Annotated in this window: 12 protein-coding genes and 1 riboswitch; of the genes, 5 read left to right on the top strand and 7 right to left on the bottom strand. The window is 70.0% G+C overall.

Features of this window, described 5'->3' with window-relative positions; genetic code table 11:
• Window positions 1-57 precede the first annotated feature (57 nt).
• The 4 genes from DSC_RS13240 to gph all read left to right on the top strand — a co-directional run bounded on the left by DSC_RS13240 (window position 58) and on the right by gph (window position 3,349).
• The gene (locus DSC_RS13240) at window positions 58-783 is read left to right on the top strand and encodes an HAD family hydrolase (RefSeq protein WP_014161692.1); all 726 of its coding nucleotides are present in this window, start codon (window positions 58-60) and stop codon (window positions 781-783) included.
• Window positions 780-1,265 carry a hypothetical protein gene (locus tag DSC_RS13235; protein WP_148268142.1) on the top strand — a complete coding sequence of 162 codons (486 nt, stop codon included), beginning with the start codon at window positions 780-782 and terminating at the stop codon, window positions 1,263-1,265. Before DSC_RS13240 ends, DSC_RS13235 begins: the two co-directional genes overlap by 4 nt.
• A 215-nt stretch (window positions 1,266-1,480) precedes the next feature.
• Window positions 1,481-2,581, top strand: a complete 1,101-nt coding sequence (dinB, locus tag DSC_RS13230; RefSeq protein ID WP_014161690.1) for a DNA polymerase IV — start codon at window positions 1,481-1,483, stop codon at window positions 2,579-2,581.
• A gap of 117 nt (window positions 2,582-2,698) precedes the next feature.
• Window positions 2,699-3,349 carry a phosphoglycolate phosphatase gene (gph, locus tag DSC_RS13225; RefSeq protein WP_014161689.1) on the top strand — a complete coding sequence of 217 codons (651 nt, stop codon included), beginning with the start codon at window positions 2,699-2,701 and terminating at the stop codon, window positions 3,347-3,349.
• A gap of 107 nt (window positions 3,350-3,456) precedes the next feature.
• Here the strand turns inward: gph and btuB are convergent, their stop codons facing one another.
• The 5 genes from btuB to DSC_RS13200 form a co-directional block, all read right to left on the bottom strand.
• Window positions 3,457-5,343, bottom strand: coding sequence for a TonB-dependent vitamin B12 receptor (gene btuB / locus DSC_RS13220; protein WP_014161688.1), 1,887 nt, complete (start codon window positions 5,341-5,343; stop codon window positions 3,457-3,459).
• A 142-nt stretch (window positions 5,344-5,485) separates the two neighbouring features.
• Window positions 5,486-5,714: riboswitch (cobalamin riboswitch) on the bottom strand.
• 113 nt (window positions 5,715-5,827) lie between these two features.
• Window positions 5,828-6,205 (bottom strand): TfoX/Sxy family protein, encoded by a 378-nt coding sequence (locus tag DSC_RS13215; protein ID WP_014161687.1) that lies wholly within the window; start codon window positions 6,203-6,205, stop codon window positions 5,828-5,830.
• Entirely contained in the window at window positions 6,202-6,687 is a 486-nt protein-coding gene (locus DSC_RS13210) for a GAF domain-containing protein (RefSeq protein ID WP_014161686.1), read from the bottom strand. The genes DSC_RS13215 and DSC_RS13210 overlap by 4 nt, the downstream gene beginning before the upstream one ends.
• A gap of 349 nt (window positions 6,688-7,036) precedes the next feature.
• The gene (queD, locus tag DSC_RS13205; RefSeq protein ID WP_014161685.1) at window positions 7,037-7,402 is read right to left on the bottom strand and encodes a 6-carboxytetrahydropterin synthase QueD; all 366 of its coding nucleotides are present in this window, start codon (window positions 7,400-7,402) and stop codon (window positions 7,037-7,039) included.
• A 60-nt stretch (window positions 7,403-7,462) separates the two neighbouring features.
• Window positions 7,463-8,833, bottom strand: a complete 1,371-nt coding sequence (locus tag DSC_RS13200) for a DEAD/DEAH box helicase (protein WP_014161684.1) — start codon at window positions 8,831-8,833, stop codon at window positions 7,463-7,465.
• 383 nt (window positions 8,834-9,216) lie between these two features.
• On the opposite strand from DSC_RS13200, the gene DSC_RS13195 reads away from it, so the two are divergent.
• Window positions 9,217-9,984, top strand: a complete 768-nt coding sequence (locus DSC_RS13195; protein ID WP_014161683.1) for a Crp/Fnr family transcriptional regulator — start codon at window positions 9,217-9,219, stop codon at window positions 9,982-9,984.
• Between the two features lie 184 nt (window positions 9,985-10,168).
• On the opposite strand, the gene cydC is transcribed toward DSC_RS13195, so the two are convergent.
• Complete coding sequence (gene cydC / locus DSC_RS13190; RefSeq protein ID WP_043291383.1) at window positions 10,169-11,821, bottom strand: thiol reductant ABC exporter subunit CydC; 1,653 nt, start codon at window positions 11,819-11,821, stop codon at window positions 10,169-10,171.
• Window positions 11,818-13,500 carry a thiol reductant ABC exporter subunit CydD gene (gene cydD, locus DSC_RS13185; protein WP_014161681.1) on the bottom strand — a complete coding sequence of 561 codons (1,683 nt, stop codon included), beginning with the start codon at window positions 13,498-13,500 and terminating at the stop codon, window positions 11,818-11,820. Before cydD ends, cydC begins: the two co-directional genes overlap by 4 nt.
• Window positions 13,501-13,517: the final 17 nt, after the last annotated feature.

The following is a 13,517-nucleotide window of genomic DNA, read 5'->3' as shown; positions in this document are numbered from 1 at the left end:
TTTTTGCACCGCGGCGCTGTCGGTATGCTGGGCAGCGGGTGAGAAGCAGGACGGGCCATGGCACAGATCGAGTGGGTGGGCTTCGACGGCGATGACACGCTGTGGAAGAGCGAGGACTACTACCGCGCCGCCGAGGCTGCGTTCGAACAGATCGTGGGCCACTACATCGACCTGTCCGACCGCCGCACCCTGGCGCACCTGCTGGCGGTGGAACGGCGCAACCTGCGCATCTTCGGCTATGGCGCCAAGGGCATGATGCTGTCGATGATCGAGTCGGCCATCGAGCTGACCGGCGAGCGCATCAGCGCCCGCCACGTGCAGGAGATTATCGCCATCGGCCGGGCGACCCTGGACCATCCGGTCGAACTGATCGAGGGCATCGTCGCGGCGGTGCAGGCCATCGCCGCCGACCACCGCATCGTGCTGATCACCAAGGGCGACCTGTTCCACCAGGAGGCCAAGATCGTGCAGTCCGGCTTGTCCGACCTGTTCCACCGGATCGAGGTCGTCTCGGAAAAGGACGCGCCCACCTACCAGCGGGTGCTGCGCGAGCTGGACGTGGCGCCCGGGCGCTTTGCCATGATCGGCAATTCGCTGCGCTCGGACATCGCGCCGGTCGTGGGCCTGGGCGGCTGGGGCATCCACATGCCCTATCACCTGACCTGGGCACACGAGGCCGAACACGACCTGGCCGAGGACACCCCGCGCTTGCTGCAGGTCGATGCCGCCTGGGCGCTGCCGCAGGCGCTGGCCCGGATCGAAGCGACGGTGGCGGAGCCGTGAGCCGGCATGCGCACGGCGCGATGGCGCTGGCCGTGCTGCTGGCACTGGCCGCACCGGCGCATGCGCAGGCCCCGGCGCCGGCAAGCTCCACACCTGCCGCGCCTGCGCCGCCGCCTTACGACGCCGACACCGGCGATGCCTGGATCGATGCGCGCCTGGAGGACCTCAACGCCTATGCACTGCGCTACCCGGATGCGTTCGCCGATGAGATCGCGCGCTATCTGGACGTTCCGCGCGGCTACGTGGTCGCGCTGGGTCAGCAGCCGGGCTGGGCGCCGGGTGATGTGTACTTCGCTTGTGCGCTGGGTAAGGTGCTCGCGCAACCCTGCCGTGCCGTGGTACGGGCGCGTGCGCGTGATGCCGACGGCGGCTGGCAGGGCGTGGCCAGGCGCGTGGCCGGCGCCGGCAAGCCGGTGCCGACCCGGGCCTTGCGTGAGTTGCTGCGAAGCAGCTATGCGCATTGGGAGCGGCCGCTGGACTGAGCGCGCACGCGGCGCGATGGGGCATGCGCGCAGGACCTGTGCAGCCACGGACTCGGCTTGAACCGCGGTGGGCACCCACCGGCTCGCACGCCTGCAGAAGTTCGGCGCGTCGTGCGAAAGATCAACCTTGTCTGGAAAGGCAAGCTCCGGCAGACCCACCACGAACAGGCGCCGTCTCGCGCGAGCAGACCTGCGCGCGCGATACTGCAGCTGCGATGCGCAAGATCCTCCACATCGACATGGACGCCTTCTATGCGTCGGTCGAGCAACGTGACGACCCGGCGCTGCGCGGCAAGCCGGTCGTGGTCGGCGGCAGCGCGCCGCGTGGCGTGGTCTGTGCGGCCAGCTACGAGGCGCGCAAGTACGGGGTGCGCTCGGCCATGCCCGGGGTGACGGCACGGCGGCTGTGCCCGCAGGCGATTTTCGTGGCGCCGGATTTTGCGCGCTACCGCGCCGTGTCGCGGCAGATCCGCGAGATCTTCCTGGCCCACACCGACCTGGTCGAGCCGCTGTCGCTGGACGAGGCCTATCTGGACGTGACCGCGCCCAGGATCGCCTCGTCCAGCGCCACGGCCACCGCCCAGGCGATCCGCGCGCAGATCTTCGAGACGACCGGACTCACCGCCTCGGCCGGGATCGCGCCCAACAAGTTCCTGGCCAAGATCGCCTCGGACTGGAACAAGCCCAACGGCCAGTACGTGATCAAGCCGGCCCAGGTCGAGGCCTTCCTCACCCCGCTCAAGGTCGGCCGCATCCCCGGCGTGGGCAAGGTGGCCGAACGCAAACTTGCCGAACTGGGCGTGGCCACCGTCGGCGACCTGCGCCGCTTCACCCTGGACGAGCTGCAGCTGCGCTTCGGCCGCTTCGGTGCGGCGCTGTACCGGCGCGCGCGCGGCATCGACGAGCGCCCGGTCCAACCAGACCAGCAGGTGCAGTCGATCTCGGCCGAGGACACCTTCGAGGTGGACCTGCCGCTGGCCGAGCTGGGCCCGGCCATCGCGCGCATGGCCGACAAGGCCTGGCGGGCGACCGGCAAGACCGCGCGGATCGGCCACACCGTGGTGCTCAAGCTCAAGACCGCGCAGTTCCGCATCCTCACCCGCAGCTTTACCCCGGAAGCGCCACCGTCCTCGCTGGCCCAGTTCACCGCCATCGCGCTGGCCCTGCGCGATCGGGTGGACCTGCCGGTCGATACGCGCTATCGGCTGGTGGGCGTGGGCCTGGCCGGGTTCCGCGAGCGCGAGGAGATGGCCGTGCAGGGCGCACTTTTCGGTGGGGACAGGCCAGCGGGCGGTCATGAGGCGTCAGGCGCGTGATGGTTCCAGCGCGCGCATTGGCATCGCGCCCGGCTCGCGCCGGTGCGGCGCCGGCGCAACAGGACGGACGGGAGCCGACGCTAGAATGCCGGCCCCGATGCTGCCTGGAGTGCGCCGTTGTCCTTCCCCTATCCGCTGGTGATCTTCGACCTGGACGGCACCCTGGTCGATAGCGCGCCGGCCATCGCACGGGCGGTCAACCGCACCCTCACCGACTGGAAGCTGCGCAACTACGATCTGGCCCAGATCACCGGCTGGATCGGCGAAGGCTCGCGCCAGCTGATTACCTACGCCATGCGCGCCGCCGGCAGCGAGGTGGACATCGACGCGGTGATGCCCGGCTTCCTCAAGCACTACGGTGAGACCGCGCCGGAGGGCCAGGCCTATCCCGGGGTGGAAGACACGCTGGCCACGCTGCACGGGCAGGGCGTCCAGCTGGCGGTGTGCACCAACAAGCCCGAGCAGTTCGTGCGCCCGCTGCTGCAGGCGCGCGGGCTGCTGCAGTACTTCGACGGCATCGTCGGCGGCAATACGCTGTCCGAGCGCAAGCCCAGTGGCGTGCCGCTGCTGCACCTGTGTGCGCAGGCCGGCGTGGAGCCAAGGGGCGCGCTGATGGTGGGTGATTCGGAAATCGACGCCCTGTCGGCGCACAACGCCGGCGTGCCGCTGGTGCTGGTGCGCTACGGCTATCACAAGTCGCTGGACCTGGATGCGGTCGGGGCAGTGGCGGTGATCGGGACAATGCCGGAGTTGCTGCAGCTGCATTGACCTGGGCCTGGTTTCAGTCGCCCCGGCAAGGAGCGTGCATGGTCCAGGGGAAAGCGCAGCCCCAGCGCTGGCGCTCGAGGCCGGCTTTTTTTCACCCAGCAAGGACCCTACTGCCGCCTGGCCTGCCAGCGGATGCTGACGGTGTATTCGCGGCCCGGCTGGTTGTACCACTGGATGGTTTGGTAGTCCCTGTCGAACACGTTGGCGGCCTTGGCCTGCAGGGTCCAGTCGCCGGACAGCGCGTATTCCAGGCGCACGTCCAGGGTGCCGTAGCCGGCCAGGCGCGCGGTGTTGGCCGCGTCATCGTAGCGATGGCCGTAGCCGTTGCCGGTCAGCCCCAGGCGGAAGTCACCGATGGCGTAGTCCAGGTCCAGGCGGGCGGTGTCGCGTGCGCGGCGGGCCAGCCAGTTGTCGTGATTGATGCTGCCATCGCTGTCGTTGCGCGGTTCGGTGTGGCTGATCTGCGCGTTGATGTCCAGGCCATGCAGCGTCATGAAACCGGTGAGTTCGGCGCCGCGGATCCTGGCCTTGTCCACGTTGACCAGGTTGAAGGCGGTGTCGTAACCGATCAGGTCCTCGATGCGGGTTTCATGCGCATTGAAGGTCCAGTTCCAGCCCTGGCCGTACTGGGCCAGGCCCAGGTTGAGCGACTTGCTCTTCTCCGGCTTGAGGTCCGGATTGCCGAAGCCGCCCGGGTAGTACAGGTCGTTGAAGGTCGGTGCCTTGAAGCCGGTGCCGGCGCTGGCGGTGAACCTGAAGCCGTTGCCGAAGCCGAACCCATAGCCCAGGCTGCCGGTGGCGTGCGAGCCGAACTGTTCGTTGTCGTCATTGCGCACCGAGGCCTGCAGCGAATGCGCGGAGAAGCGGCCCTGGTACTGGGCGAACACGCCGGTGTTGTCGCGGCTGTCCACGTCGAACGGGGTATTGCTGGTGACCTGATCGTCCTGCCAGTCGCCGCCGAGGGTGACGATCTGGCCCGGCGCGAAGGTGTAATCGGCCTGTGCCGATGCGGTGTCGCGACGGGTGTCGAAGGTGCTGACGTAGCTGCGCGTGCCGGCGTCGGCATCGACGTAGTCGTTGTCGGACTGGTCCTCGGCGCGGCCGGCCTGCACGGTCAGGGTGAGGGCATCGGACGGCGTCCAGCGCAGGGTGCCGCCGGCCACGCGCTGCAGGTTGTCCGCTTCGTTGCCACCAAAGGCGCTGCCGTCGTATTGGTTGCGGCTGTCGGCGTTGAGGAAGGTGCCTTCCAGGCTGAGTGTGTCGGTGACATTGATGCCGCCGCGCACCCCGATGGAGGTGTTGCGGTAGCCGTCGCGGTCGGGTTGGTCGACATAGCAGCCGGCGCCAAACGGCGCCTGGGCATTGCCGGCGGTCCCGCGGCAGGCGTTGATGCCGTCGGTTTGCTGGTAGCCGGCGTTGGCCGAGAGCCAGCCGCGCGCGCCGCGGTAGCTGAAGCCGGCACTGTGGTTGCGCAGGTCGTGGCTGCCGAATCCGGCCTGGGCATGGGTGGTCAGGCCCTGGCCGCCGGTGCGGGTGAAGATCTGGATGACCCCGCCGATGGCTTCCGAGCCGTACAGGCTCGAGCGCGGGCCGCGCACGATTTCGATGCGCTCGATCTGCGCCACCGGCAGGTCCTGGAACGCGGCCAGGCCGGCGCTGGCCGAGCCGATGCGCACACCGTCGAGCAGCACCAGGACCTGGTCGGACTCGGTGCCGCGGATGTTGAGCGTGGTGTTCTTGCCCGGGCCGCCCTGGTTGCTGAAGCCAATGCCGGCACGCCCGGCCAGCAGGTCGGTCAGCGAGCTGGCCTGGCTGCGGTCGATCTCTTCGCGCGAGATGACCTGCACCGGCACCAGGCTGTCCTGAAGGGCCACTTGCGTGCGGGTGGCGGTGACCGTGACCTGGTCCAGGACGGTGGCATCCTCGCCGGTCTGGGCCGAGCCGATGGTGGGAAGCCCCAGCGCGATGGCCAGGGAAAGCAGGGTGGATTTCATGGGCAAGACTCCGTCGCGCGCCCCGCGCGCATGCAAGGCAAGGAAGCCGCGGACGGAGGTAATGCAGGCGGACAGCGCACGCGAAACACGCGCGGCGCGGCACGCGCGACGCCCTCCGCATCGCAACCGGTGATGGATTCGTGGCGAATCCGCGCTCCAGGCCGGTCTCCGGGCTTGCGAGTTGGAAGTGCCGGCACTTCCGCCGCCGCGCCTTCCCGTGCGTGTCGCGCACAGTGGCCGATGCGTTGGCATGACTCGCTTACCGTTGCGGGGGCAGCGCCGGAATCGCCTGGTTCAAGGCTCACCAGCTTCCCGTTTCAACCCGCCGCGCGTGCAGCTGCGCGTGGGGTCACCTGAAAGCGGCGCAGAGTGTACGCGATCAGGCGCTGGGCCGTGACCGCTGCGCGTGGGAGCCGCTTCAGCGGCGAAAGCTTCCCGGTACAGCCCATCGCCGCTGAAGCGGCTCCCACAGGCCCTCGCAGGTTCAGTCGTCGTCGCGACCGGGACTGTCGAGGAAATCGAATGACGGCCCATGTCCGCCTTCGTCGCTGCCGTGGTTGGTGGTGGTCACCGGCGCGGCGGCCGGGCGTCCGCGCGGCGGCGGCAGGGCGGCCGCGGCCGCTTCCACCGCGGCCACCATCTCCTGGCGGCGCGCCTGGCTCACCTCCTGCCAGTGGCAGCCCTGCAGCGCGCCTTCCAGCGCATAGAGCAGGTTGAGGCTGGGCCGGAAACCGGCGCGTTTGACCCGCATGAAGGCTTCGACCGAGCCGGCCGCGCGCAGGTCTTCCTCGGTGCGCAGACCGACCTGGCGCAGCCACGCAGCGGACTTGGGACCGATGTTGCGCAGCTGCGTGGTGCTCATTGCAGGGCCTGGACCCAGGCCGCGGCGATGGCTTCGATGCCGCGCTGGTCGTCCTCGTCGAAGCGGCCGACCCGCGGACTGTCGATATCCAGCACGCCGATCAGCGCGCCGTCCTTCACCAATGGCACCACCAGTTCCGAGCGCGAAGCCGCGTCGCAGGCGATGTGGCCGGGGAAGGCCTCCACGTCATGCACGCGCTGGGTCTGGCGGGTACTGGCCGCGGCGCCGCAGACGCCCTTGTCCAGCTTGATCCGCACGCAGGCCGGCAAGCCCTGGAACGGGCCGACCACCAGCTCGGTTCCATCAAAGAAATAGAATCCGGCCCAGTTGCAGTCCGGCAGGGCGTTGAACAGCAGCGCCGAGAGGTTGGCCGCGTTGGCGATGCGGTCGGTTTCCCCTTGCATCAGGCCGCGCGCCTGTTCCAGCAGCTGCGCATACTGCTCGGACTTGGTCCCGGAAAGGGTCTGGCTGGCAAATGACATGGGCCGATTCTACGTGCACATGCGGGGCCGGCGCCGGGGCGGGCGGCGCCGGCAGCGTTTGACAAAAAAAAAGCCCGACAGGGGGAGGGACCTGTCGGGCCAGATTTGTGTGGGGGGAGGGACCCACACAAACGAGGGAGCGTGGCGCAAGGCGCCGGCGCGATGTGCTGTGCTGTGCCACCAATTTCCGCGAAACCAGCATTACGGGTTGATGTTGCGACGCAGCATACCCCCGGTTTTGTGGCAATGCAAGGCCAGCGCAGGGCGACCGACGAACGGTTGCTGAAACACTCAGGTCCAGGAATGAAAAGCGCCTTGCGGCTCCCGTTGCAGTGTTTTTCTCAGCCTCTCAGCCTGCGGCAGGCCCGCGGTAGCGGCTGCCGGCGGTGCAGGTCTCGTGCACCACCACCTGGCTCAGCAGCGGCAGCGCGGGCTTGAGGTGATCCCAGATCCACTCGGCGATGCGCTCGCTGGTGGGGTTGTCCAGGCCCTGGATGTCGTTGAGGTAGTGGTGGTCCAGGCGCTGGAAGATCGGCCTGAAGGCTGCCTTGACTTCGGCGAAGTCCATCACCCAGCCAGTGTGCGGATCCAGCGGGCCAGACAGGTGGATCTCGATGCGGAACGAGTGTCCGTGCAGGCGGGCGCACTTGTGCCCATCGGGCACGTTGGGCAGCCGGTGCGCGGCTTCGATGCTGAAGACCTTGAAGATATCCATGGCGCAATCTTCGGCGGCCGGCGCGGGGCGTGCAAACCCCGCGCCGGCAACCTGTGCCCCTCAGTCGGCGCGACGCGGCTGGCTGGAGCGCTGGCCACCGGCACCGCCGCCACCTGCGCGACGCCCGTTGCCGCTGCCGCCCGGACGCGGCGCGCCGTGCTGCCTGGGGCCGGCGTGGGCGCGGCGCGGGGCTTCGCCATGCGGACGGCGGTCGTGGCGACGCGGCGGGCGCTCGCCGCCCGGCAGGTCGGCCCGGCCCGGTGCGCTGTTGCCCCAGCGGATCGGGGTCTGCGGCACGAAGCCCGGCACGTCCTTGATCTCCAGGTCGCGGTCGAGCAGGCGCACGATTGCGCGCAGCAGCTTGGCATCTTCCTGCGAGACCAGCGACACGGCCTGGCCGGTGGAACCGTTGCGGCCGGTGCGGCCGATGCGGTGCACGTAGTCCTCGGCCACCATCGGCAGGTCGAAGTTGATGACCTTGGGCAGCTGGTCGATGTCGATGCCGCGCGCGGCGATGTCGGTGGCCACCAGCACGGTGACCTTGCCGGCCTTGAAGTCACGCAGCGCGCGCAGGCGCTGGGATTGGCTCTTGTTGCCGTGGATCGCGGCGGTCTGGATGCCGGCCTTCTCCAGGAACAGCGCCAGCTTGTCGCTGCCGTGCTTGGTCTTGGCGAACACCAGGGTCTGCTCGCGCGAGTCCTCGGCCAGCAGGTGCAGCAGCAGGTCGCGCTTGCGGGCGCTGTCGACCGGATGCACGCGGTGGGTGATGTTCTCGTGCACGGTGTTCTTGGGCGTGGCCTGGATCTCCAGCGGATCGTGCATGAACTCGCGCGCCAGCAACTTGATGTTGTCGTCGAAGGTGGCCGAGAACAGCAGGGTCTGGCGGTTCTGCTTGGGCAGCTTGGCCAGGATCCGCTTGATCGACGGCAAAAAGCCCATGTCCAGCATGCGGTCGGCCTCGTCCAGGACCAGCACCTCGATGCCCGACAGGTCGACGCTGCGACGCTCCAGGTGGTCGATCAGGCGGCCCGGACAGGCGATTACCAGGTCCACGCCACGACGCAGCGTGTCCAGCTGCGGGCCCATGCCCACGCCGCCGTAGATGGTGGCCGACGGAATGCGCAGGTACTTGCTGTAGTCGCGCAGGCTCTCGTGCACCTGGGTGGCCAGCTCGCGGGTCGGGGTCAGGACCAGGGCGCGCGGACGACGCGGGCCACGGGTGACTGCCTGCGGGTGGGTGCCCAGGTGCTGCAGCAGCGGCAGGCCGAACGCAGCGGTCTTGCCGGTGCCGGTCTGTGCGCCGGCCATCAGGTCGCGGCCGGCCAGGGCCAGCGGGATGGCCTGTTCCTGGATCGGGGTCGGGGTTTCATAGCCCTGCTCGGCCAGCGCACGCAGCAGGAACGGGGCAAGCCCCAGGGTTTCAAATGACATTGGTAAAGCTCCGGATGCACGCCCGGTTCGCGCGGAAAACGCCACACGCGCAGCGCAAACAAGCGCTACGTGCCACGAAAGCCGTTGGAAGAGCGTGTGTTGCCCGAAGCGTTCCCTAACCGCGCTGCGAGTAACTGTTGGGCGACCATGCCGACAGTGGTAGGGCCGTCTTTGCGAAGCGAGAAGGCGTCGGAGGATGGGGGGCGAAGCGGGCCGATAGCCCATTCAACGCCGGTGTCCCTTCAGGGGAAACACGACTGCCGCTAAAGCGAAGCCCGCGTATGGTACCCGATCTGCGCCGTCCACGCCGGCCGGTGCGGCGACGGTTTACCTGCGGACCGGGCGTATCATGGCCTGGTCACGCGCACAGGAGGCGCACACCGATGAGCAGCCTGCGTATCCACCGCAATACCTCCGAGCCGCCAGCGGACGATGTGGGCGAGGAGCGCGAGCCGGTTGCCGGCCACGGCTGCCGGGTCTGCCTGGTGCGCCACCTGGCGGTGTGCTCTGCGCTGCCAGCCGAACAGGCCAGGGCCCTGGAGCAACTCACTGGTGATCTGCAGCTGCGTGCCGGCGAGCTGCTGGCCCGCGAAGGCGAGCAGCGCCGCTACGTGTTCACCGTGCAGACCGGCGCCCTGCGCCGCACCCGGACCCTGGCCGACGGCCGCCGGCTGGTGGCCGGCTTCCTGATGCCGGGCGACTACATCGGCTTCAGTGGCTCGGATCATTACCGGTACACCATCGAGGCGATCACCGACAGCACCCTGTGCGCGGTCCCCCACCAAGGCATGCGCACCCTGTGCCGGACCCACCCCGGTCTGGAACACGAGCTGATGCAGCGCGCCTGCATCGAGCTGGACGCCACCCGCGACAAGCTGATGGCACTGGCCCGGATGACACCACCGGAGCGTCTGGCTGGCTTCCTGCAGGACATGGCCCAGCGCCGCGCCCGCCAGGGGCTGGACCCTGTGGTCATCGCCCTGCCGATGACCCGCACCGACATCGCCGACTACCTGGGCCTGACCATCGAGACGGTGAGCCGCTGCTTTACCAAGCTGCGCGGTGAAGGCCTGATCGCCACCCCCGATCCGCACACGGTGCGCCTGCTGGACCGCCGCAGGCTGGATCTTCTGGCCGCCGCGGGCGGGTGATGCGGGACTGCAAGCCAACAGCCCGCTGCGGTGGTGGTCGCGTGACCCGGCCGGGTGGCGCAGGTCGACAAGGATGCAGCTGGCGTGGATTGGAAATCGGCGAGCGGTATCGCGCCGGCGAAGTTGGGTGGGCCGACAAACCAGCCTGCCCAGCACCGGCGCCCGCTGAAGACGCGCGCAACAGCTAGGCACTGGTCGCTTCCTGCAGGCGACCATCGGCCAGATGCCAGGTCGCTTCGGCCCAGCCGACGGGCAGTGCGTCATGGGTGATCACGATGACGGTGCGGCCCTGGCTGGCCTCGGCCAGGTCGGCCAGCAGTGCCTGGGCGGTGTCCACGTCCAGGCCTTCGGTGGGTTCGTCCAGCAGCAGGATCGAGGCATTGCGCAGCAGGGCGCGGGCCAGGGCGATGCGGCGGGCCTGGCCGGCGGAGAGCGTGCGGCCGTGTTCGCCGATCCAGGCATCGAGCTGGCCGGGCAGGCCGCGCACCAGCGCGTCCAGCCGCACCTGTTCGAGCACCTGCCACAGGCGCATGTCATTGGCCTGCGCATCGCCCAGGCGCAGGTTGTCGCGCACGCTGCCGGCGAACACCGGCGCCTCCTGCGGCAGCCAGGCGATCTGGGCGTGCCAGTCGTCCTGGGCGAAGCGGCGCAGGTCGATGCCGGCGTAGCGCACGCTGCCCGCATCCGGATCGCACAGGCGCAGCAGCAGCGCCAGCAGCGAGCTCTTGCCGGCGCCGCTGTCGCCGGTGATGGCGATGCGCTGGCCGGGGGCGATGCGCAGGCTGGCACCGTCCAGCACCGGCTGGCTGCTGCCGGCCCAGTGGAAACCGACCTGCACCAGTTCCAGGCTGCCCTGCGCGGGCACGGGGCTGGGCGTTGCCGGATCGCGCACCGGCGGGGCGGCGCTGACGGTGCCCTGCAGGCGCTGCCAGGCGCCGCGCGCGGCATGCAGTTCGCGCCAGGCCAGGGCCGCGCCGGCGCAGGCCTCCAGCGTGGCCACGGTCATGAAGAACAGGCCCGCCGCGGCCGGCGCCGACACCGCACCGGTCGATGCGGCCGCCAGGACAAGCCCCAGCATCGCGGTCAGCGCGATCGCCGTGATCGCGCCGTGGCCGAAGGTAGCCAAGGCCAGTCGTTGCTTGCGCCGGCGTTCGCAGCGCGCCAGCGCCTGGCTGGCCGCCTCGATCCGGGCCAGCCAGCCGTCGCCGGCCTGCAGCGCGGCCAGGTCGGTGGCGCCCTGCACGGCATCGAGCACGTCGGCACGCACGGTGGCGCGGGCTTGTTCGCGCGCAGCCTCGTGCGTGCGCGCGCCACGCGCAGCCGCCCATGGCAGCACCACGCCCAGCAGCAGGCAGGTCACCAGCAGCACCAGCCCGGCCAGCGGCAAGGCGATCGCGGCGACCGCGCAGGCCACCAGCACCAGCAGGCCCAACGCCAGCAGCGGGCCGAACGCGCGCACCAGCCCGCCTTCGACCCGTTCGATGTCGGCGATCAGCTGGCTGAGCAAATCCCCGGTGCGCAGCCGTCCCAGGCCCAGCGGTGCCAACGGCAGCGCGCGGCGGAAGAAGTCCAGCCGCAGGTCGCGGCCGATCCGCAGGGTGACATCGTGGCCGACCAGTTTTTCGCCGTAGCGCGAGAGGATGCGCACGAAGGTCAGGCCGCGGATGCCGGCCGAGGGGCCGAACAGGTTGAACCCGAGCGCGCCCGTCCCGGCCAGCGCTGCGGCGGTGAGAAAGTGCCCGGCGACCCCCAGCAGCGCGGTACCGGCCAGCAGGGTCAGGCTGAGCAGCGCCAGGGTCAGCGCAATGCCGCGGCGATGGGCGGCGAACGGGTTCACGCGGCCTTCCGCAAGCGGCGCATCTGCCCGTCCGGCAGCCACAGCACCTGGCCAAGACGTTCCATCACCGCCTCGCTGTGGGTGGCGATGACCAGGGTACGGTCGCGGGCGAACTGCAGCAGCGCCTCGAGCAGGCGCGCTTCGGTCTGCGCATCCAGGAACGCGGTCGGCTCGTCCAGTAGCAACAGCTGCGGATCCTGCAGCAGCACACGCGCCAGGGCGACGCGGCGGGCCTGGCCGCCGGACAGGCCGAAGCCGCCTTCACCGATGCGCGTGTCCAGCCCCTGCGGCAGCTGCCGGACGAAGTCCATCACCTGCGCCGCGTCGGCCGCCGCGTGCAGCTGCGCCTGACTGGCCTGCGGCGCGGCAATGCGCAGGTTGTCGGCGATCGAGCCACAGAACAGGTGCGGCCGCTGCGCCGCGTAGCCGATGCGCAGGTGTTGGCTGCGCAGCAACTGGCCGGCATCGGCCGGCAGCCAGCCGGCGAGGGCTTCCAGCAAGGTGCTCTTGCCGCAGCCGCTGGGCCCGGCCAGCGCGATGTGCTGACCGCTGTGCAGATCGAAGGACAGCTGCTCCAGGACCGGATGCGAGGCGCCGGCGTGGCGCAGGCTCAGGTCGCGCACCTGCACGCAGACCTGGGGTGGCAATGTCCCTGCGGCATCGGCCCCGGGCGCCACCTCGCGGGGGGCCTGCTCGGCTTGATCCAGCGCCGCATCGATCCGGGTGATTGCGGCCAGCGCGTTGGCGCGATCGTGGTAGTGCGCGGCCAGCCGGCGCAGCGGCGCGTAGACCTCCGGGGCCAGCAGCAGGCAGAACAGTCCCGAAGCCAGGTCCAGCGGCGCGCTGCGGATGTGCAGCATGCCCAGGTAGGTCAGGCCCAGATACAGCGCCACCATCGCCACCCCCATCGAGGCGAAGAACTCCAGCACCGCCGAGGACAGGAAGGCGATGCGCAGTACCTTCAGGCTGCCTTCGCGCACCGCGTCTGCGGCCGCGCGCACGCCTTCCAGTTCGCTCTGCGCGCGGCCGTACAGGCGGATCAGGCCCAGCCCACGCAGGCGGTCGGCAAAATGCGCGCCCATCCGGGTCAGCGCATCGAGCTGGCGTTCGCTGGCGGCCTGTGCACCCCAGCCCACCAGGGCCATGAACACCGGGATCAGCGGCAGGGTCAGCAGCAGGATGCCGCCGACCACCGGATCGACCCAGAACACCGCCACCAGCAGCACCAGCGGCACCCAGGTGACTTCCATCCGTGCCAGCAGGAAGCCGCCGACGTAGCCGTCCAGCGCATCGACATGGGCGCCGGGCAGTTCGGCCAGGGCGCCGGCGCGCTGGTGGCGCAGCCACAGCGGCCCGCGTGCCTGCAGGCGCCGTACCACGGAAAGACGCAGCTGGTGGCGCAGGGTTTCCACCGCCGCATCGGCGCAATGGCGCGCAGACCAAGCCAGGCCGGCGCGGACCAGGCCGACCGCGCACAGCGCCAGCAGCAGCGGCAGCACCTGGTCCAGCGGCAGGTGCTGGACCAGCACCCGCTGCGCGGCCAGCGCGATCAGCCCGGCCTGGGCCGCCAGTCCCACGCCGGCCAGCACCGTGGCCACGCCTGCCACGCGCAACCGCCCGCGCACCGGCGCGGTAAGGGCCTGCAGCTGCTGGCGGGCATCGGGCGAAGGCTGGGGCATGACCGGTGGCGAGCAAC

Origin of the sequence: Pseudoxanthomonas spadix BD-a59 (assembly GCF_000233915.3) — a bacterium.
Taxonomy (GTDB): domain Bacteria; phylum Pseudomonadota; class Gammaproteobacteria; order Xanthomonadales; family Xanthomonadaceae; genus Pseudoxanthomonas_A; species Pseudoxanthomonas_A spadix.
The sequence above is the reverse complement of the archived record's forward strand: the minus strand, read 5'-3'. Positions and strand labels throughout refer to the sequence as shown.

What these genes read in the sequence shown, in the direction of transcription:
- DSC_RS13215 (WP_014161687.1), bottom strand. Translation starts at nt 6,205, where the DNA reads ATGAGCACCACGCAGCTGCGCAACATCGGTCCCAAGTCCGCTGCGTGG.
- DSC_RS13195 (WP_014161683.1), top strand. Translation starts at nt 9,217, where the DNA reads ATGAGCAGCCTGCGTATCCACCGCAATACCTCCGAGCCGCCAGCGGAC.
- queD (WP_014161685.1), bottom strand. Translation starts at nt 7,402, where the DNA reads ATGGATATCTTCAAGGTCTTCAGCATCGAAGCCGCGCACCGGCTGCCC.
- DSC_RS13240 (WP_014161692.1), top strand. Translation starts at nt 58, where the DNA reads ATGGCACAGATCGAGTGGGTGGGCTTCGACGGCGATGACACGCTGTGG.
- dinB (WP_014161690.1), top strand. Translation starts at nt 1,481, where the DNA reads ATGCGCAAGATCCTCCACATCGACATGGACGCCTTCTATGCGTCGGTC.
- btuB (WP_014161688.1), bottom strand. Translation starts at nt 5,343, where the DNA reads ATGAAATCCACCCTGCTTTCCCTGGCCATCGCGCTGGGGCTTCCCACC.
- DSC_RS13200 (WP_014161684.1), bottom strand. Translation starts at nt 8,833, where the DNA reads ATGTCATTTGAAACCCTGGGGCTTGCCCCGTTCCTGCTGCGTGCGCTG.
- cydD (WP_014161681.1), bottom strand. Translation starts at nt 13,500, where the DNA reads ATGCCCCAGCCTTCGCCCGATGCCCGCCAGCAGCTGCAGGCCCTTACC.
- DSC_RS13210 (WP_014161686.1), bottom strand. Translation starts at nt 6,687, where the DNA reads ATGTCATTTGCCAGCCAGACCCTTTCCGGGACCAAGTCCGAGCAGTAT.